At 68.9% G+C, this 18,327-nt stretch carries 19 protein-coding genes; 13 read left to right on the top strand and 6 right to left on the bottom strand.

All coding sequences use genetic code 11. The features are described 5' to 3' along the window. Nucleotides 1–20: 20 nt before the first annotated feature. Nucleotides 21–635, top strand: a complete 615-nt coding sequence (locus ACZ6O0_RS39910) for a hypothetical protein (protein ID WP_465770278.1) — start codon at nt 21–23, stop codon at nt 633–635. A 47-nt stretch (nt 636–682) separates the two neighbouring features. Then, nucleotides 683–2,119, top strand: coding sequence for an ATP-binding protein (locus ACZ6O0_RS39905; RefSeq protein ID WP_465770277.1), 1,437 nt, complete (start codon nt 683–685; stop codon nt 2,117–2,119). Here the strand turns inward: ACZ6O0_RS39905 and ACZ6O0_RS39900 are convergent. Next, nucleotides 2,101–2,559 carry a GNAT family N-acetyltransferase gene (locus tag ACZ6O0_RS39900; protein ID WP_465770276.1) on the bottom strand — a complete coding sequence of 153 codons (459 nt, stop codon included), beginning with the start codon at nt 2,557–2,559 and terminating at the stop codon, nt 2,101–2,103. The two genes, ACZ6O0_RS39905 and ACZ6O0_RS39900, sit on opposite strands and share 19 nt — an antisense overlap. 94 nt (nt 2,560–2,653) lie before the next feature. Here ACZ6O0_RS39900 and ACZ6O0_RS39895 point away from each other — a divergent pair, with 94 nt between their 5' ends. Further along, complete coding sequence (locus tag ACZ6O0_RS39895; RefSeq protein WP_465770275.1) at nt 2,654–3,913, top strand: amidase; 1,260 nt, start codon at nt 2,654–2,656, stop codon at nt 3,911–3,913. On the opposite strand, the gene ACZ6O0_RS39890 is transcribed toward ACZ6O0_RS39895, so the two are convergent. After that, nucleotides 3,904–5,811: a discoidin domain-containing protein gene (locus tag ACZ6O0_RS39890; RefSeq protein ID WP_465770274.1), complete on the bottom strand. Its 1,908-nt coding sequence runs from the start codon at nt 5,809–5,811 to the stop codon at nt 3,904–3,906. The two genes, ACZ6O0_RS39895 and ACZ6O0_RS39890, sit on opposite strands and share 10 nt — an antisense overlap. A gap of 112 nt (nt 5,812–5,923) precedes the next feature. On the opposite strand from ACZ6O0_RS39890, the gene ACZ6O0_RS39885 reads away from it, so the two are divergent. The 3 genes from ACZ6O0_RS39885 (at nt 5,924) to ACZ6O0_RS39875 (ending at nt 9,200) form a co-directional block, all read left to right on the top strand. Next, nucleotides 5,924–6,949, top strand: coding sequence for a LacI family DNA-binding transcriptional regulator (locus ACZ6O0_RS39885; RefSeq protein ID WP_465770273.1), 1,026 nt, complete (start codon nt 5,924–5,926; stop codon nt 6,947–6,949). Between the two features lie 39 nt (nt 6,950–6,988). Further along, a complete protein-coding gene (locus ACZ6O0_RS39880) occupies nt 6,989–8,449 on the top strand; it encodes a M81 family metallopeptidase (protein WP_465770272.1) in 1,461 nt (486 codons plus the stop codon). 139 nt (nt 8,450–8,588) lie between these two features. Then, nucleotides 8,589–9,200: a hypothetical protein gene (locus tag ACZ6O0_RS39875; protein ID WP_465770271.1), complete on the top strand. Its 612-nt coding sequence runs from the start codon at nt 8,589–8,591 to the stop codon at nt 9,198–9,200. Here the strand turns inward: ACZ6O0_RS39875 and ACZ6O0_RS39870 are convergent. Then, nucleotides 9,193–10,176, bottom strand: coding sequence for a zinc-binding dehydrogenase (locus ACZ6O0_RS39870; protein WP_465770319.1), 984 nt, complete (start codon nt 10,174–10,176; stop codon nt 9,193–9,195). The two genes, ACZ6O0_RS39875 and ACZ6O0_RS39870, sit on opposite strands and share 8 nt — an antisense overlap. A 177-nt stretch (nt 10,177–10,353) precedes the next feature. On the opposite strand from ACZ6O0_RS39870, the gene ACZ6O0_RS39865 reads away from it, so the two are divergent. After that, the gene (locus tag ACZ6O0_RS39865; protein WP_465770270.1) at nt 10,354–11,022 is read left to right on the top strand and encodes a helix-turn-helix transcriptional regulator; all 669 of its coding nucleotides are present in this window, start codon (nt 10,354–10,356) and stop codon (nt 11,020–11,022) included. Here ACZ6O0_RS39865 and ACZ6O0_RS39860 read toward each other — a convergent pair. After that, a complete protein-coding gene (locus ACZ6O0_RS39860; protein WP_465770269.1) occupies nt 11,019–11,606 on the bottom strand; it encodes a TetR/AcrR family transcriptional regulator in 588 nt (195 codons plus the stop codon). The genes ACZ6O0_RS39865 and ACZ6O0_RS39860 overlap by 4 nt on opposite strands. 56 nt (nt 11,607–11,662) lie before the next feature. On the opposite strand from ACZ6O0_RS39860, the gene ACZ6O0_RS39855 reads away from it, so the two are divergent. From ACZ6O0_RS39855 to ACZ6O0_RS39830, 6 genes are read left to right on the top strand one after another with little or no spacing between them, the layout of a single operon-like run. Continuing rightward, nucleotides 11,663–12,904 (top strand): acyl-CoA dehydrogenase family protein, encoded by a 1,242-nt coding sequence (locus tag ACZ6O0_RS39855; protein WP_465770268.1) that lies wholly within the window; start codon nt 11,663–11,665, stop codon nt 12,902–12,904. Further along, nucleotides 12,901–13,686, top strand: a complete 786-nt coding sequence (locus tag ACZ6O0_RS39850) for an SDR family NAD(P)-dependent oxidoreductase (protein WP_465770267.1) — start codon at nt 12,901–12,903, stop codon at nt 13,684–13,686. The genes ACZ6O0_RS39855 and ACZ6O0_RS39850 overlap by 4 nt, the downstream gene beginning before the upstream one ends. After that, nucleotides 13,679–14,728 carry a phosphotransferase family protein gene (locus tag ACZ6O0_RS39845; protein WP_465770266.1) on the top strand — a complete coding sequence of 350 codons (1,050 nt, stop codon included), beginning with the start codon at nt 13,679–13,681 and terminating at the stop codon, nt 14,726–14,728. Before ACZ6O0_RS39850 ends, ACZ6O0_RS39845 begins: the two co-directional genes overlap by 8 nt. After that, the gene (locus ACZ6O0_RS39840; protein ID WP_465770265.1) at nt 14,729–15,391 is read left to right on the top strand and encodes a histidine phosphatase family protein; all 663 of its coding nucleotides are present in this window, start codon (nt 14,729–14,731) and stop codon (nt 15,389–15,391) included. Nucleotides 15,392–15,399: 8 nt separating this feature from the next. Then, nucleotides 15,400–16,146: an SDR family oxidoreductase gene (locus ACZ6O0_RS39835; protein WP_465770264.1), complete on the top strand. Its 747-nt coding sequence runs from the start codon at nt 15,400–15,402 to the stop codon at nt 16,144–16,146. Next, nucleotides 16,146–17,093: an LLM class F420-dependent oxidoreductase gene (locus ACZ6O0_RS39830; RefSeq protein WP_465770263.1), complete on the top strand. Its 948-nt coding sequence runs from the start codon at nt 16,146–16,148 to the stop codon at nt 17,091–17,093. The genes ACZ6O0_RS39835 and ACZ6O0_RS39830 overlap by 1 nt, the downstream gene beginning before the upstream one ends. 149 nt (nt 17,094–17,242) lie before the next feature. Here ACZ6O0_RS39830 and ACZ6O0_RS39825 read toward each other — a convergent pair whose 3' ends face one another. Further along, nucleotides 17,243–17,860 (bottom strand): hypothetical protein, encoded by a 618-nt coding sequence (locus ACZ6O0_RS39825; RefSeq protein ID WP_465770262.1) that lies wholly within the window; start codon nt 17,858–17,860, stop codon nt 17,243–17,245. Nucleotides 17,861–17,903: 43 nt separating this feature from the next. Next, complete coding sequence (locus tag ACZ6O0_RS39820) at nt 17,904–18,326, bottom strand: MmcQ/YjbR family DNA-binding protein (RefSeq protein ID WP_465770261.1); 423 nt, start codon at nt 18,324–18,326, stop codon at nt 17,904–17,906. Nucleotide 18,327: the final 1 nt, after the last annotated feature.

Here is an 18,327-nt window from a genome sequence, read left to right as displayed (position 1 = left end):
GTCTGCTCTACGCTCGCGCTGTGGACGTCTTGAGCATCATCGGGTGGGGCGGATCCGCGCTGGTCGTGCTGTCGCTGCTGCAGACCCGGATCCTGCGGTTGCGGCTGCTGAACCTGATCGGCTGCGTGATCCTGGTCGGCTTCAACCTCGCGATCGGCGTCTGGCCGATGGTCGGCATGAACGCGGTCCTGGCCGTGATCAACGTCGTCCACCTGTGGCGGCTGCTCCGGCACCGGCACGACGAGGCCGAGTACACGGTCCTGAAGGTCGACGAGAGCGACGCGTACCTGGGTCACGTGCTGACCCGGCACGAGAGCGACATCAGCCGGTTCAACCCCGGCTTCACGCCGAGCGCCAGCCCGTACGCGTTCCTGGTCCAGCACGGCGACCGCACCGTCGGCGTCGTCCTGGCCCACGACGCCGGCGAGGGCCGGGCCCAGATCGACCTCGACTACGTGCTGCCGAAGTACCGCGACTTCACTCCCGGCGAGTTCGTCTACCGGCGCAGCGACGTCTTCACCGACCACGGCTTCCGCCAGGTGCTGGCCTCGCCCCGGATGCGCGACTCCACCCCCTACCTCACCAAACTCGGCTTCCACCGCGCCGGCGACCACCTGGTCCTGGACCTGCCCTGAACATCGACGTTGTAGAGGTGCACTTATTATAAGTATAGTTCTCAAACATGCGGAAGCCTGACCGGATCTTCGCGCGCGACACCGAGTGGAGCTCCCTGGAGCGGTTTGCGGGCAGGACCGCGAAGAGCCCGCAACTGGGTGTGGTCAGCGGCCGCCGGCGCCAAGGCAAGACGTATCTGGTGCAGGCGCTCGCGGAGCAGACCGGTGGCCTGTACTTCGGCGCCACCGAGGCAACCGAGACCGAATCGCTCGCCCTGTTCGCGACGGCGGTGGGGACCCACCTCGGGCTGGCCTCACCACCCCGGTTCGACAGCTGGGACGAGGCCGTCCGCTTCCTGTTCTCCCTTGACCCGGCCACCGGCCCGTTCGTCATCGACGAGTTCCCCTACCTGAGCAAGGTTTCACCGGCGCTTCCGTCGATCCTGCAGCGAGAGATCGACCAAGCCGCGTCGGCCGGGCGCCGGACCAGCATCCTGCTGTGCGGTTCCGCCCTGTCGGTGATGGGCGGACTGCTGTCCGGCAGCGCTCCGTTGCGCGGGCGGGCGAGCCTGGAGCTGGTGGTCCGGCCCTTCGACTACCGCCTGGCCGCCAAGTTCTGGGGTCTGACGGATCCGCGGCTCGCCGCTCTCGTGCATGCGGTGGCCGGCGGGACTCCGGCGTACCGGCGGTTCGTCGACGACGACGTTCCGGGGTCCGTGGACGAGTTCGACGACTGGGTCCTGCGGACCGTGCTCAGTCCGGTGAATCCGTTGTTCCGCGAGGCGCGGTACCTGCTCGACGAGGAGATGGACGTCCGCGACAGTGCGCTCTACCACTCGGTGCTCGCGGCAGTTGCTGCTGGCAACGGTACGCGGGGTGGCATCGCGAACTACGTCGGCCGGAAGTCGACCGACATCGGGCACCATCTGACCGTCCTCGAGGACAGCGGCCTGGTGCGGCGGCAGGACGACGTGTTCCGCTCGCGTCGTTCGACCTATCGGGTGGCCGAGCCGCTCGTGGTCTTCTACCACGTGGTGATGCGGCCGCAGTGGGGACTGTTGGAGAGCGGCCGGGCGCGGAACGTCTGGGAGGCGGCCAGAGCGCGGTTCTCCTCACAGGTCGTCGGACCGCACTTCGAGCAGCTCTGCCGGGACTTCGCACTCTCGGCGCCGGCGGAGCTGTTCGGTGAGCTGCCGGGACAGATCGGCGCCGGCGTCGTCCCGGATCACAGTCGCCGCACTCAGATCGAGATCGACGTCGTCGTCCTCGCGCCGGCGACTTCCGGGCAGCGACGCAAGCTCTTGTCGCTGGGGGAAGTGAAGTGGGGCGAGGTGATGGGGCGGCGGCATGTCGAGCGGCTCGAGCGAGCGCGGCAGTTGCTGTCGAAGGACTACGACACCTCGGACACCGTGCTGGCCTGCTACAGCGGAGCCGGGTTCGAACCCGGGCTCGACCCGAAGGTGCTGACCGTCGGGCTCGATGAGATCTACAGGTCTTTGGCGTAGCAGAGGGACGCGGGTTCGTGTTCGAACGGGGGGTACGGCGGGGTGGGGGTGTAGCCGTGGTGGGTGTAGAGGGCGATGGCCTCGGTCTGGTGGGTGCCGGTCTCCAGCCGGAGGCGGGTCAGTCCGGTGGCGCGGGCCTGGGTCTCGACGGCCTTCAGGAGGACCCGGGACAGGCCCCAGCCGCGGGCGGACGGGTCGACGTACATGCGCTTGATCTCGCCGAGGCCGGGGGAGACCGGTTGCAGGCCGACGCAGCCGACCGGGGTGCCGTCGAGCAGCAGCAGGGTGAACGAGATGTCCGGGTGGAGGGCGACGAGCGGCTGGTCCTCGCCGTACATCGCGGCCAGCTCGGCCTGCTGCGCGGTGGTCAGTGCCAGCAGCGCGGGATCGGTGCCCGGCACCGCCCGGAGCTCGGTCCCTTCGATCAACTCCGCCGTCATGCCCGCGACGGTAGCAAGACAGCATGACGCCCCTGTTTCGGTTTCCTCTCGCCCGTTCCGGACAGCCGTGAGGCCGGCGTGGTCTGATGTGCGGGTGACGTCGTTGGAGGAGATTGCGGCCGGGGTTCGTGCGGGGAGCGTCGATCCGGCCGAGTTGGTCGAGCACGCGTTGACCCGGGCGAACGAGATCGCTGGGTTGAACGCTGTCGTGCACTTGGATGCCGAGGGTGCCCGGAAGGCCGCGGCCACTCATGACCGGAGCGGAGCGCTCGCGGGTGTGCCGGTGCTGGTCAAGGAGATCGTCGAGGTCGAGGGCCTGCCGTACCGCTGTGGGTCCGATGCGCTCGACGAGGTCGGGCACCGTGACGCGGACGTCGTACGGCGGCTCCGCGCGGCCGGGGCGATCGTCATCGGGCTCAGTCACAGTCACGAGTTCGCCTACGGCTGCACTGGTACGTCGAACCGGGTCGGCCCGTGCCGCAATCCGCATGACCCGTTGCGGATGACGGGTGGCTCGAGTTCGGGCGCAGCGGTCGCGGTGGCGGCCGGTGTGGTTCCGTTGGCGATCGGGACGGATACCGCCGGGTCGGTGCGAATCCCAGCGGCGTTGTGCGGTGCGGTCGGCTTCAAGCCGTCGTACGGCACCCTGTCGGCGGATGGAGTCTTTCCGTTGTCGCAGAGCCTTGACCACGTCGGCGTACTGGCGTCGACTGTCGCGGACGCGGCGTACGCCCTGGCTGCCCTTGCCGGCGTTGAGTTCGAGGCCCGGACCACAGCACCCCGGCTCGGGGTGGTCACGAACCCGGAGTACCTCGAGGCGACGCCGGACGTCCGTGCCGCGTGGTTGACGGCATTGGACAGTCTCGCCGCGGCAGGTGCCGTCCTCGTCGACGTGGAGCTTCCGGACTGGGCCGACAGCTTCCGCACCGCGGCGGACATCCAGGGACCCGAGGCCGTGGCCAACCACGCCGGTCGATCCACGGAGCGCTACCAGCCTGACGTGAGGCAGCGTCTCCGCGAGGCGGCGCAGGTCTCGCCCGCAGAGCGTGAGGCTGCCCGGACCAGAGCGACGGCGATCACCACCGAACTGGCCGACCTGCTCGCGAACGTCGACGCCGTCCTCACGCCGACCGTTCTCACCACGGCACCGCTCATCTCGGCCGTCGACACCGAGGAAGGCGGGCTCGCCGTACGGGCCCAGTTGCTGCGGAACACCCGGCTGGCCAACCTCACGCGGCACCCGGCCGTCAGCCTGCCGATCCAGGCTGACGGCCTTCCCGTCGGGTTGCAGGTCATTGCCTCTGACAATGACAAGGCCGCGGCGGTCGCGGGCTGGATCGAGGGTCAGCGGTAGAGCCGGAGGTCGGCCAGGCTCCACCAGTTGCCGGCGCTGCCGGTCGAGGTGATCCGCAGGTACCGCGCGGACACGGCCCGTACGTCGATCGTCGTCAGCTGACCGGTCGACGGACCGCTCGCGATCGTCCGCCAGTGGACGCCATCGTTGCTGACGGCAACGTCCTGGCCACGAGCGAAGTCGCCGATGTTCCCGCCGCTGTCCAGAGCGATCTCCCGGAACGTCTTCGCCCGGCCGAGATCCACCTGCACCCACTGACCCGGCGCCTGTGCCTCCTTGCTCGTCCACACCGTCGACCCGTCGGCATCGATCGCCAGCCCGGCCTCGGTCCCGTTCACCGAAGCGGTCGCTGTCGCGCCCTCGAGCGAGACCGGCTGCGGCACGTCCGCGCTGACCCGGTCCCAGGTGAAGGTCGCGATCGAACCGCCCGGCAACTCGTACTCGAAGGACTTGTCGCCGATCGCCACCGCGAAGCTCCGCGGGTCGTCGTTCTCGTTGTGGACGAGCAGTGCGGTCGAACCATCGGGGTTCCGGAAGGCCGCGGACATCAGCTGCCCGTTCCACCCGGTCGTTCCGTACGACGTACTCCCGATCCGGACCGCGCCCGGCTTCACGAACTTCGACAGGTGCCCGATCGTGTAGTACTCGGCATCGGTGCTGACCGTCCCGTCCGGCTGCAGCGTGACCAGGCCGGTGCAGGTGTCACAGCCACCGAGGTGCGGGCCGCCGGTGGAGTCGAGCGCGATGTTCCAGTTGACCACCGACTTCGCCCAGTTCCGCGTCGTACCGAGCATCAGCGTGCGGGCGTGCCAGGTGAGCGTGCCGCGGAAGATCTGCAGCGGGGTGTCGGTCGGACCGTGCGATCCCGAGCACTCGGTGAACCAGATGCCCTTGGTGGGGAACGCATTGTGCAGGTCGGTCTGCTTCGACGGATCGCCGGAGTAGCAGTGGTACGCCGTACCCGCGATCCACTTGGCCGCGGACGTCCGGAGGAGCTTGTACGGGTAGTCGGTCTCCGGGTCCTCACCGGGCGGCGTGGACGCGATATCACCGGGGTGGGTGGTCCAGTTGTGGTCGTAGCCGAGGATCTTCGTCCGCGGGCTCGCCTTCTGCAGCAGTGGACCCAGGGCGGTGATCACTGCTGCTTCCTGGCGGACCGGCATGTCCGTGCCCGGGTACGCGCTCGGCTTGCGGTTCTGCGGCTCGTTCTGGATGGACAGGAAGTCGATCGGCACGCCGGCCTGGGTGTAGGCCTGCACGAACTTCACCAGATAGCGCGCGTAGGCGTCGTACACCTTCGGGTCGTCCTTGAGCCGGCCGCCGACCAGTGAGTCGCCGGTCTTCATCCACGCGGGCGGGCTCCACGGCGTCGCCATCACCTTGAGTGCCGGGTTGAGCTGCTTGGCCCGCTTGAGCAACGGCAGGACCTGCTGCTGGTCGTGCGCGATGCTGAAGTGCTTCAGGCCGAAGTCGGTCTGCCCGGCCGGTACGTCGTCGTACGTGTAGTGCTCGGCCGCGGCGGTGAAGTCGGACGAACCGACCGGCTGCCGCAGGAGGCTCACCCCGATGCCCTGCTTCGGGTCGAAGAGTTTGCGCAGCGTCTGTTCACGGTCCGCCGGGCTGAGTCGGTAGAGGACGCTCGCGGACGAGTCGGTGATCGAGGCGCCGAAGCCGTCCATGGTCTGGTACGACGTCGTCGGGTCGACCGTGATCGTCGTCCGGTCGCTCGCTCCCCGCTGGAAGGTGACCGGGGTGCGTTCGTGCAGCAGCTCGGCCCGGTCCGGGGTCGTGACCCAGACGCGGACCTGTGGTGGCGACGGGGGATGGGCTTGGGCGGTGGGAACGGTGAGCGAGGCGGTGGCCAGTGCCAGGGCGACGCCGAATGCCTGTGCTTTCATTGCGGCTCCTCGAATGAAACAAACGGCCACAGGAAACGCTCGCCTCTCACCACTGTCAAGGTCTGGGAGCGGTGGCCTAGAGTGCTGAGCGTGAAACAAAGCGATGTAACAAATGCCTAGAGATCGGGCCACCGTCCGCGAGGTCGCGGCGGCGACCGGCGTCTCGATCGCGACCGTGTCCCGGGTCCTCAACCAGCAGGGCAGCGTGGCCCCGGAGACCCGGCGGCTGGTCGAGCGCGCGGTCGAGGAGCTCGGCCTGCGCGCACCCGGCCCGCGCGGCGGTACGGCGAAACCCGTCGCCGGAGCCGTCTACGTGCGCTGTCCTTATGTACTCACGGACTACTTCGGGCTGATCGTGTCGTCGATCGCCGAGACGCTGGACCGGCACGGGCGGCAGCTCGTCCTCAACGCGGGAGAGTCGGCGCAGCACGAGCAGGTGCTGTCCCGGTTGCCCGCGCAGCGCGAGGTCGGCGGCGCGATCCTGATCCTGCCGCCCGAGCCGAGCGAGGAGCTGGTCCGGCTGAGCTCACGCCGGTTCCCGTTCGTCGTGGTTGACCCGCGGACGACACTCCCGCGCGACATCGCTTCGGTCTCCGCGGCACATCACTCCGGTGCCCGTCAGGTCACCTCCCACCTGGTCTCACTCGGCCATACCCGCATCGGCGTCATCGCGGGACCTCGGGAGTGGCTCGCCGCTGACGCCCGGCTGAGCGGCCACTCGGCCGCGCTCGCGGGTGCCGGCGTACTGCCCGACCCTTCGCTGGTTCGGCATGTCGAGCCGACGGTCGCGCACGGCCACCGGGCCGCGAGCGAGCTCCTCGATCTCGATCCGCGGCCGACGGCGCTGGTCGCCTTCAACGACAAGGCCGCGATCGGTGCGCTGCAGGCCGCCGCCGAGCGCGGGCTGTCCGTCCCTGGCGATGTGTCGATCGCCGGATTCGACGACATCGACCTGAGTCGTGCGACCACGCCGCAGCTCACGACCGTCCGGCAGCCGTTGCAGGAGATGGGCCGGATGGCCGTCAGCCTGCTGATCCGACTGCTCGACCGGCACGAGCTCGAGGCCCTGCACGTCGAGCTGGCGACCGAGCTGATCGTCCGCGGGACCACCGGGCCGGTGTCCACTATCCGGAGTTAGGCAGTGCGCAAAACGGTTCGGTTGTGGCAAGTTCTAGACATGAACCTTCGGATCGGCATTGCCGGGATCGCTATCGAGTCCAGCACGTTCTCGCCGCACCGGGCCGGCCTGGCGGACTTCGACGTACGCCGTGGTGAAGACCTGCTGCGGCGGTACGACTTCCTCGACAAGGAGTGGGCGCAGGGCATCGAGTGGGTGCCGCTGCTGCACGCGCGCTCCCTGCCCGGCGGCGCCGTACTGCCGGAGGTGTACGACGACCTGTCCGCCGAGATCATCGAGCTGATCGGGACGGCCGGCGAGCTGGACGGGTTCTTCTTCGACATCCATGGGGCGATGAGCGTGGTCGGCCGGCAGGACGCCGAGGCCGACCTGGCCACTCGGGTCCGGGCCGCGATCGGCCCCGACGTCCTGATGTCGGCCTCGATGGACCTGCACGGGAACGTGTCCCGCGAGTTGGGTACGGCCGTCGACCTGATCACCTGCTACCGGATGGCGCCGCACGAGGACGCGATGGAGAGCCGGGAGCGTGCGGCCCGCAACCTGGTCGAGCGGATCCGGTCCGGGCTGGGCAAGCCCGGTAAGGCGTGGATCCAGGTCCCGGTGCTGCTGCCCGGCGAGAAGACGTCGACCCGGATCGAGCCGGCCGCGTCGATCTACCAGCGCGTCGCGGAGATCGCCGACGAGCCCGGCGTACTCGACGCCGCCGTCTGGGTCGGCTACGCGTGGGCCGACGAGCCGCGGTGCCGCGCGGCCGTGGTCGTGACCGGGGATGACCAGGAGTTGATCACCGCTCGTGCTGCCGAGCTGGCTCAGGCCTATTGGGGTGCTCGTTCGGAGTTCGCGTTCGTCGCTCCTACCGGCACGTTGCAGGAGTGCGTGACCGCGGGTCTCGCGAGTACGGCGCGGCCGTTCCTGATCAGCGACTCCGGTGACAACCCGACGGCCGGTGGAGCCGGGGATGTCTCGTGGACGCTCGGGCAGCTGCTCACGGTCGACGAGCTGACCAAGGGCAACGCGACCGCGATCCACGCGAGCATCACGGACCCCGAGGCGGTCGCTGCCTGTGTCGCTGCTGGTGTGGGCAACCCGGTCCGGGTGTCTGCCGGCGGCAAGGTCGACCCCGGTCCGGCGGGTCCGGTCGACCTCGAGGGCACTGTCTTCTCGCTGTCCGAGGACCCGGTCGGTGGGACCGTCGCGGTGATCAAGGCCGGCGGTCTGCACTCGATCCTCACCTCACGCCGCAAGCCGTACCACCACATCGCCGACTTCACCCTCCTCGGCCTCGACCCCGCCGCCACCGATCTGGTCATCGTGAAGATCGGCTACCTCGAGCCGGAGCTCTACAACCTCGCCAAGGACTGGCTCCTCGCCCTCACCCCCGGCGGCGTAGACCAAGACCTCCTCCGCCTCGGCCACCACGGCGTACTCCGCCCTCTGTTCCCCTTCGACCCCGAGATGGAAGACCCCACTCTCACCCCGGAACTCCTCCCATCGTCCTAGTACAGGTCGAGACGGTGCAGCTCGACAGGACGTAACCGGTGGTCGAGCCCGGCGTAGGCTGGCGGGCGGGGGGCCTATGGGTGCTGGTGGCGACGGCGAATTGGGGCAGCCGGTTCGAGGTGAGCCTCGGTGGCCGAGCGTGGCCGCCGTGCTGGTGGCCATGGCCCTGACGCTCGCGCGACCGAAAGACGTCCGGCTGGCTCCGGCGTACGTCCTGCCGGCCGTCGAGGTCGTGCTGCTGTCGGTGCTGATCGTGCGGGATCCGGGACGGATCGACAAGCGGTCGTCGCTCCTGCGCGGCGTATCGATCGCGGTCGTGGCGTTGCTGGTGCTGGACGCCCTGGGGGCGACGGTGCGGCTCATCGCGGCGCTGATCCGCGGCGGATCGATGACGAACTCACCTGAGGCGCTGCTCGCGGCCGGCGGCGTCGTGTGGTTGTCGAACCTGATCGGGTTCGCCTTGCTGTACTGGGAACTGGACGCCGGCGGCGCCGCGAACCGGGCTCACCGGATGCCGAAGTACCTCGACCTGGCCTTCACGCAGCAGCTCAGCCCGGAGATCGCGCGACCAGGCTGGCGACCCGGGTTCGGCGACTATCTGTACCTCGCGATGACCACTTCGACGGCCTTCAGCCCGACCGACGTGATGCCCCTGGCCCGCTGGGCCAAGATGTCCATGGGCCTGCAGTCCCTGATCTCCCTGGCCGTCGTAGGCCTCGTGGTAGCCCGTGCGGTCAACGTCTTCACCTGACGCCGCACGGGAGTACGACGAGTTTGCCGGTGGCTTGGTTGGATTCCATCTGGCGGTGGGCGGCGGCGATGTCGGTCAGAGGGAAGGTGCGGTCGATGTTGGGGCGGTAGCGACCGGCCTCGACCTGCTGGATGACTCGCTGGAGCACGGGCGCGCCCGCGGAGCCTTCGAGGTTGTGGCTGTGGAAGGCGGTGAGGTTGGTGCCGGACGGGATCATCGCGATGGGTTCGAAGTCGGTGATCAACCACCCGCGGAGCGAGCCTGACACGCACACCGTGCCGCCGCGGCGGACCAACTGGAGCGAGTTGATTGCCGTACTCGCGCCGACGAGATCCAGGATGTAGTCCGGGCCGTCGGGCCAGATCGAGTACAGACTCGCGGCGAGCGAGCCATCGGTGTCGACGATCGCGTGGGAAACGCCGGCCGCGGTCAGTGCCTCGACCTTGTCCGGACTCCGAGTCGTGGCTGCGGTCTCCACCCCGTGGCCGGAGGCGATCGACGCGGCCGCCAACCCCACCGACGAGGTCCCGCCACGGATCAGCAACCGGCCGCCGGGCGCGATACCCAACGTGTCCAGCGAGCCCTGCGCGGTCAGATACGTCTCCGGTAACGCGGCAAGGACCTCCCACGGCAGCGTGGTGGTGACCGGCATCAGCAGATCGTTCGGCAGGAGTGCGTACTCGGCATAGCCGCCGTCGAACGCGCGGCCCATCTCACCCATCACCGCCGCGACTGTCGTTCCCTCCGGCAACCCGGGATCGGTCGAGGCCGCAACGATTCCCACGCACTCGATCCCGAGGACGCGAGGGAAGGTCACCGAGGGAGAGTGGCCCTGGCGGGTTCTCAGTTCCGAGCGGTTCAGGCCCGCGCCCTTCACCAGGACCAGGCTCCACCCCTCGCGGACCGTGGGAATAGGGACTTCACGGATCTCCAGCACCTCAGGGCCGCCTGCGCGGACGCACACCGCGGCTCGCATGGTCATACTCATGCGTTCATCGTTGCCGGGAGGTGGCGCGGCGGGCCACCGATAGAATGCCAACTTGTGCCCGTTAGCCGCCAAACCCCGCAATCGCAGATCTGGCCGTCCGGTGGGGTTCATCTCTGGGAGCCCGGCGGGACGAGCGAAGTGCAGTCCCATGCGCGGGGACACTTGGTGTACGCCGCCCGCGGGGTGCTGTCCGTGCACACCGAGCGTGGCACCTCGATCGTTCCGGCCAACCGGGTCGCCTGGACTCCGGCCGGATTCACGCACTACCACCGGGCGCACGGTCACACCGATATGCGGATCGTCTTCCTGCCGCCGTCGCTGGCCCGCCGCGTGGCTAGCCGGCCTGCCGTGTTCATGGCCTCCGACCTCGCCCGCGAGGTACTGCTCACGCTGACTGGCCCACGCAACTACGAGCGCGCGGCGACCAGTCACGACCGCGCCGCCAGCGCTCGCCTCCGGAGAGTCCTCGTCGACGAACTCCAGGAAGCGCAAGAGCAACCACTGCAACTGCCGGAACCGCAGGATGATCGCCTACAAGCCATCGCCCGCATCCTCTACGAGCAGCCCTCCGACAACACCCCACTCGCGGAGCTCGGCCAGACGATCGGAGCCAGCGCCCGCACCCTCAGCCGGCTGTTCCACGACGAGCTCGGCATGACCTTCTATCAGTGGCGCACACAACTGCGCATCTACCACGCACTCGTCCTGCTAGCCGACGGCCACGACACAACCCACGTCGCCAACGCCTGCGGTTGGTCGAACCCGAGCAGCTTCATCGCAGCCTTCACCGCCCTGATCGGCACAACCCCGGGCCGCTACCGAACCAAGGGCTAGAGCTTCCGCAAGGTGTGGAGGGCTTCGATGGCGTGGTCTACCAGGAACTTGTCGGAGTACGGGCGGTCTTCCTCGGGGAGGCCGGACCACTCGATCGCGAGGTCTTCGGCGTACGCGAGCCAGGCGTGGACGCGCATGTACTCGCCGGATGCGGGGTCTTCGGCGACCTCCGGCGTACCGAGGTAGGTGAGGATGCGCTTGGTCAGGCCGGCGCGGGTCTCGTCGTACACCTCGACCGCGAAGTCGTCGCCGCCGGCGGCACCGCGGACGAAGGAGATGTACGCCGTCCGCCGCCGGGTGATGAACGCCACGAACTGGGTGAGCATCTCCCGCAACTGCTCATCCGGTGGGAGTGACTCGGCCGGCTTGGTGACCCGCAACAGCCGGCGGCCGGCGGCCGAGATCACCGCGACGTAGTAGTCCCGCTTGCTCGGGAAGTAATGGAAGAGCAGGCCGCGGGAGATCCCGGCCTGGCCCGCGACGGCGTCGATCGATAGTTCGTGGATCGGCTGGGTCCGCAGCATCATCAACCCGATCCGGATCAGCTGCTTGCGGCGGTCGTCGGAGGTCCATCGCTCACTCACGCTATTGAGCATTGCTTAGACGCTGCGCTACGGTCAAGAAAACTGGAGGAGGCTTGATGGGGTTCGAACCTTCGGCCCGCGCTCAGGACCTGATCGTAGCCGTGGAGGGGTTCCTCCGCACCGAGATCGAGCCGGTCGAGGCCGAGTTGCACGCCGCGGTCAAGGCGGCCGGTGACCCCTGGCAGCCGCAGCCCGTGATCAAGGATCTGCAGGCGAAGGCCCGCGACCTCGGCCTGTGGAACCTCTTCCTCCCCAAGGCCGAGCCGGGCAACGAGCAGTACGGCGAAGGGCTGTCCAACCTCGACTACGCCCCGATCGCCGAGCTCACCGGTCGCTCGTTCATCGCGCCGTACATCTTCAACTGCAACGCGCCGGACACCGGCAACATGGAAGTCCTGCTGCGCTACGGCAGCCCGGAGCAGAAGAAGCAGTGGCTGGAGCCGTTGCTCGACGGCACGATCCGGTCCGCGTTCTGCATGACCGAGCCCGACGTCGCGTCGTCGGACGCCACCAACATGGCCGCGACCGCGATCGTCGACGGTGCCGAGGTGGTCATCAACGGCCGCAAGTGGTGGAGCACCGGCGTCGGTCACCCGGATTGCGAGCTGCTCATCTTCATGGGCCTCACCGACCCGGACGCCCATCGGTACGCGCGGCACACGATGGTGCTCGTCCCCCGCGACACCCCGGGGGTGAAGGTCGAGCGTCTCCTCCCCGCGATGCACCGGTACGACGAGCCGCACGGACACGGCGAGGTGTCGTTCACCGAGGTCCGGGTGCCGGCGTCGAACATCCTGGTCGGACCGGGCAAGGCGTTCGAGATCGCCCAGGGCCGGCTCGGTCCGGGCCGGGTGCACCACTGCATGCGACTGGTCGGCCTGGCCGAGAAGGCCCTCGAGCTCGCGATCCAGCGCGGCACCAGCCGGACCGCGTTCGGCAAGCCGCTGGTCAATCTCGGCGGCAACCGGGAGCGGATCGCCGACGCGCGGATCGCGATCAACCAGGCGCGGTTGCTCGTGCTGCAGACGGCGTACCTGCTGGACACCAAGGGGCTCGCGGGGGCGTTGAGCGAGGTGAGCCAGATCAAGGTCGCGGTGCCGCGGATGGCGCAGGACGTGATCGACATGGCGATCCAGCTGCACGGCGGTGGTGGGCTGTCCGACGACTTCCCGCTCGCGGCCGCGTGGACGAGCGCGCGGTCGTTGCGGCTCGCGGACGGGCCGGACGAGGTGCATCGCGGGGTCATCGCGCGGATCGAACTGGCGTCGTACCTGTCCGCAGCTCAGGAGGCGAAGTGAGCCGCATCCTCGTCACCGGCGGCGCGAGCGGTCTCGGGGCCGCGCTGGTCGCCCAGTTCATTGCCGAAGGCCATCAAGTGCTCAGCACCGATGTGGCGGTGGACGGTCCGGAGGACGCAGCGTCGTACCGGAAGCTCGACGTGCGCAGCCCGGAGGACTGGGCCGCGGCGGTCGAGTGGGTCGAGCAGAACTGGGGTGGCCTGGACATCCTGGTGAACAACGCCGGCATCGCGACCGGCGGCCGGATCGACGTCGAGTCGCTCGACGAGTGGGATCGCGTCGTCGACATCAACCTGATGGGTGTCGTCCGCGGCTGCCGCGCGTTCACCCCACTCTTCAAACGGCAGCGCTCCGGTCACATCGTCAACACCGCGTCCGCGGCCGGGCTCGTGCACCCGCCGATGATGAGCTCGTACAACACCGTGAAGGCCGGTGTCGTCGCGCTGTCGGAGACGCTGTCGCACGAGTTGCATCCGTACGGCGTGACCGTCTCGGTGGTCTGCCCGTCGTTCTTCCGGACCAACCTGGCCGACTCGATCCGCGGCGCCGACACCGCGATGGGGGCGACCGCGCGGCAGCTGATCGAGAAGTCGCCGCGGTCGGCCGACGACATCGCGGCCGCGGTGATCAACGGGATCAAGAAGCAGCAGTTCCTGATCATCCCCGATCGGCCCGCGCTGCTGGCGTGGCGCACCAAACGCTTCGTCCGGCCCCTGTACAACCGGCAGATGCGGAAGATCGCGGAGCGCGCCCGGCAGCGGGCCGAGGCTGCCGATGGGTGATGGCGCGCGGGCGGTCCGGGACGAGGACGCGTTCGATGTGCCCGCGGTCGATGGTTGGTTGCGACAACAGACGGAGCTTCCGGCCGGGTTGCCCGAGGTCAAGCAGTTCTCCGGCGGCGCGTCGAACCTGACCTATTTGTTGCGGTACGGCGACCACGATCTGATCCTGCGCCGCCCGCCGGCCGGGACGAAGGCCAAGGGCGCGCACGACATGGGCCGTGAGTACCGTATCCAGTCGGCCCTGAAGCCGGTGTTCCGCTACGTCCCGACGATGATTGCCCACTGCAACGACGACGCGGTGATCGGCTCCGAGTTCTACGTGATGGAGCGCGTCGTCGGAACGATCCCGGGCCATCACGAGCTGGGTGTCGACCTGACGCCCGAGCAGACGCGGCAGCTGGGGTTCACGTTGATCGACACGCTGGCCGAGCTGCACGCAGTCGATGCCGAAGCCGCCGGCCTGACCGACCTCGGCCGCGGTGAGGGGTACGTCGGACGCCAGGTCACCGGCTGGTCGGAGCGTTATCGCAAGGCGAAGACGTGGAACGTGCCGAGCTACGAACGGGTGATGGCGTGGCTCGCGGCGAACCAGCCGACCGACGTCCGGACCTGTGTCATCCACAACGACTTCCGGCTCGACAACGTCGTCCTCGCGCCGGACGATCCGCTGCGCGTGGTCGGCGTACTCGACTGGGAGCTCGCGACGCTGGGCGATCCGCTGATGGATCTGGGCAGCGCGCTCGCGTACTGGGTGCAGGCCGACGACGACTGGGCGTTCCGCCGGTTCCGGCTGCAGCCGTCGGACGTGCCCGGCATGATCACGCGGGACGAGATCGTTGCCTACTACACCGAGCAGTCCGGGCTGAAACCGGAGAACTGGCCGTTCTACGAGGTGTTCGGGCTGTTCCGGCTGGCGGTGATCGCGCAGCAGATCTACTACCGCTACCACCACAAGCAGACGCGCAACCCGCGGTTCAAGAACTTCTGGCTCCCGGTCAACCTGCTCGAGCGGCGCTGCCGCCGGATCATCCGGCAGGCGTGAATGGGCGTCGTCTACCTGATCCGGCACGCGCAGGCGTCCTTCGGTGCGAGCGACTACGACAAGCTCTCGCCGCAGGGCGAACAACAGGCGGCGCGCCTGGGCGAGGCGTTGGCAGCGCGGGGAGTGCGGCCGGATCTCGTGGTGTCCGGCTCGATGCGCAGACACGCCCAGACCGCATCGCTGGCTGGATTCACGGCCGAGGTCGACAAGGGTTTCGACGAGTTCGACCACGACGAGCTGATCGTCACGCACAAGCCCGCGTACCGGGTCCGCGCGGTGCTGCTCGCGGACATGGCCCGCAAAGGGAACCCACGGCACGCGTTCCAGGAGATGTTCACCGCGGCGATCCAGCGGTGGATCGATGGTGGTGACGGCTACACCGAGTCCTTCCACACCTTCTGCGAACGGTCCGATGCGGCAGTACGCCGTACTGCCGAGCGACTGGGGAAGGGGGAGACCGCGCTCGTGTTCACCTCCGGCGGGCCGATCTCCGTGGTGGCGAGCCGGCTGCTGTCCGGTGGCGACGAGCTGTGGGCGAAGCTGAACTCCGTCACGGTCAACACTGCGATCACGAAGGTCGTGTCCGGCCGGAGTGGGCTGACCATGGTCAGCTACAACGAGCACGGGCACCTCGACGGCAGCGACCTGCTCTCCTATAGATAGGGCCTCCGATGCGACGGAACATCTTGATCACCGGCGCCAGCGCCGGTCTCGGTGCGGAGATGGCCCGGCAGTTCGCTGCCAAGGGCCACAATCTGGCGTTGACCGCGCGGCGGGAGGAGCGCCTGGAGGCGCTGCGGGCCGAGCTGTCCGAGAGTTGTCCACAGGTCCAGGTGGTCATCCACAGGCTGGATGTGACCGACCACGACCAGGTGTTCGACGTGTTCCGCAAGGCCGACGCCGAGCTGGGTCAGCTTGACCGGGTCATCGTGAATGCCGGCCTCGGCAAGGGCGCTCCGCTGGGCACCGGCCGGTTCGATGCCAACCGCGAGACCGCGCTGACGAACTTCGTCGGCGCGCTCGCCCAGGCCGAAGCGGCGATGGAGCTCTTTCGGGCCCGGAACGCCGGGCACCTTGTCTTCATCTCGTCGATCTCCGCGCTACGAGGGCTGCCGAAGACGGTCACGACGTACGCCGCGACCAAGGCGGCGCTGGCCTCGCTCGGGGAAGGGCTGCAGCTGGAGCTGCTCGGCAAGCCGATCAAGGTCAGCACGATCTTCCCTGGCTACATCCGGTCCGAGATGAACGAGCACGTCGCGAACACCCCGCTGATCGTCGACACTGTTCCCGGCGTCCGTGCGATCGTCGCCGCGATCGAGGCCGAGAAGGCGAAGGCGTACGTACCGCCGTGGCCGTGGATCCCGCTCGCCCGGGTGATGCGGTTCGCACCATTGCCGCTGCTGAAGAGGATGATCTAATGCGCTGGGGTCTCACCGTTCCGCTGACCGGGGTGCCGCTGCGGGAACACCGGGAGCTGATCCAGGATCTGGCGTTCCTGGGGTACACCGACCTGTGGTCCGCGGAGGTGGCCGGCGCGGACGCGTTCACTCCGCTCGTACTCGCGTCCGAGTGGGACGACCGGCTGCGGCTGGGGACGGCCGTCGTCCCCGTGCACACGCGGGGACCGGCCGCGCTCGCGATGAGTGCGGCGGCGCTCGCGGACCTCGCGCCGGGGCGGTTCGTGCTCGGGATCGGGGCGTCGTCGGAGACGATCGTGACGGGGTGGAACGGGATCGCGTACGACCCGCCGCTGGCCCGGACCCGCGACGTCCTGCGGTTCCTGCGGCAGGCGTTCGCCGGGGAGAAGGTGGACGGGGAGTTCGAGAGCTTCACCATCCGGCGGTTCCGGCTGGAGAAGGCGCCCGACGTGCCGCCGTCGATCATGCTCGCCGCGCTCCGGCCGCAGATGCTCAAGCTGGCGGCGCGTGAGGCGGACGGCGCGATCACGAACTGGCTGTCGGCGGACGACGTACGCCAGGTCCGCGCCGAACTGGGCCCGGACAAGGAACTGGCCGCGCGGATCTTCGTCTGTCTCACCGAGGACGCGGAGATGGCGCGCAACATCGGCCGCTTCCTGATCGCGACCTACCTGACCGTCCCCGGGTACGCCGCCTTCCACGACTGGCTCGGCCGTGGCGCCGCGATGAAGCAGATGCGGGAAGCCTGGGCCGCCGGTGACCGGAACGCCGCGATGGCCGCCGTACCGCTCGAGGTCCTCGACGACCTGATCGTCCACGGCACCGCCGAGCAGTGCCGCGACCACATCAACCGCTATGTCGACAACGGCCTCGACACCCCCATCATCGCCACCCTCCCCACCGGCACCGACCTGATGGAAACCGCCCGAGCCCTCGCCCCCAGCTGAAAGCCCCCGCCCGCGCCACGCTCAAAGGACACCGGCTGACGTATGGCCGCCTCCGGCGGCGCGAACCGCGCCGACAGCGACCGTGGTCCGCGGGGATCCAACCGTGATGGGGCAGGCTGCCCGGCGGCACAGCAGCTCCGATCCCGCGCTCAGGCTGGAGTGATGGAGAAGATGCGGACGCAGAGGGGTTCGGGGGTGAGTTGCTGGATGATGACTACGCCGGTGACCGGGGAGCCTTTGGTGGTGCCGGAGAGGCGGATGGCGAAGGTGGGCTGAGCACCGATCGAGGTGCCGGGGGTGAGTCTGGTCGGGGGACGGAGGTACTGGCCCATCAGGATGGGGATCAGCTGCTTCGAGTCCTGGCAGGCGTAGGTGGCCGCGGCGGTCGGGTTGTTCGCGTTGAGTTGGGCGACGAAGCGGCGGGCCAGCTCGGCAGCACTGCCCGGGCGTGTGGGCGCGGCCGGCTTGGTGGTGGGCGCCTTGGTGGTGGGTTTGGTAGTCGGCGGCTGGACTGTCTTGGTGGGCCGTGGCTCCGGCACTGAGCGCTTCGGGGTCGGCGAGCTCGCGGGCGGTGCGGCTGAGGTGGCTGGGCCGGGTGCCGAGGAATGGTGCAGCTTGTCGGAGACCAGGCGATAGGTGAGGACGCCGCCGACGCCCAGTACGCCGATCAGCAGCAGCACCATCAGCACGATGATCAGCCCGGCCCGGTTCTTGCGGGGCGGCTGTCCGTAGTTGGGCGCCGCGGAGACGGGCGGTGGGTAGCTCACGATGTTCAGTGTGGCAGCGAGAGGTGCAACCGGCCGCCTGATCTCAGCTGAGCCGGTGTTCCTCGAGCCAGGTCTTCGCGCGGCGATTGGATGCCCGGGACAACCAGGCGTCCTGGATCACCTCGGTCAGCTCCTGCTTGGACAGCTCGCCGAGGCGGCTGCCGCGGACCAGGACCGAGGGGTGGCCGTCGAAGTGCGGGGTACTGAAGAACGGGTTGGACTCGTCCGACACCAGGGCCAGCTTCTCGTCCTGGGACTCGACCCAGATCACGATCACGTCGTCGTACCGCTCGCCGGTCTCGGGGTCGAAGGCGTCCGGGCGGGCGGTCCGGAAGAACACGAACGACTTCCCGCCGACCTGGTACACCGGGCGATCGGTGCCGTCGTCCCGCTTCCAGACCGTGACGTGCGGCATCGCCTGGGCGATCTCGTGCACATCCGCCACGCGGGCTTTCCGGCCGGCCACC

It is taken from the genome of Kribbella sp. NPDC048837 (assembly GCF_055586945.1).
The sequence above is the reverse complement of the archived record's forward strand: the minus strand, read 5'-3'. Positions and strand labels throughout refer to the sequence as shown.

Coding starts and splice junctions, on each gene's coding strand:
- ACZ6O0_RS39905 (WP_465770277.1), top strand. CDS start 683: ATGCGGAAGCCTGACCGGATCTTCGCGCGCGACACCGAGTGGAGCTCC.
- ACZ6O0_RS39900 (WP_465770276.1), bottom strand. CDS start 2,559: ATGACGGCGGAGTTGATCGAAGGGACCGAGCTCCGGGCGGTGCCGGGC.
- ACZ6O0_RS39890 (WP_465770274.1), bottom strand. CDS start 5,811: ATGAAAGCACAGGCATTCGGCGTCGCCCTGGCACTGGCCACCGCCTCG.
- ACZ6O0_RS39885 (WP_465770273.1), top strand. CDS start 5,924: ATGCCTAGAGATCGGGCCACCGTCCGCGAGGTCGCGGCGGCGACCGGC.
- ACZ6O0_RS39880 (WP_465770272.1), top strand. CDS start 6,989: ATGAACCTTCGGATCGGCATTGCCGGGATCGCTATCGAGTCCAGCACG.
- ACZ6O0_RS39870 (WP_465770319.1), bottom strand. CDS start 10,176: ATGCGAGCCGCGGTGTGCGTCCGCGCAGGCGGCCCTGAGGTGCTGGAG.
- ACZ6O0_RS39855 (WP_465770268.1), top strand. CDS start 11,663: ATGGGGTTCGAACCTTCGGCCCGCGCTCAGGACCTGATCGTAGCCGTG.
- ACZ6O0_RS39845 (WP_465770266.1), top strand. CDS start 13,679: ATGGGTGATGGCGCGCGGGCGGTCCGGGACGAGGACGCGTTCGATGTG.
- ACZ6O0_RS39840 (WP_465770265.1), top strand. CDS start 14,729: ATGGGCGTCGTCTACCTGATCCGGCACGCGCAGGCGTCCTTCGGTGCG.
- ACZ6O0_RS39835 (WP_465770264.1), top strand. CDS start 15,400: ATGCGACGGAACATCTTGATCACCGGCGCCAGCGCCGGTCTCGGTGCG.
- ACZ6O0_RS39830 (WP_465770263.1), top strand. CDS start 16,146: ATGCGCTGGGGTCTCACCGTTCCGCTGACCGGGGTGCCGCTGCGGGAA.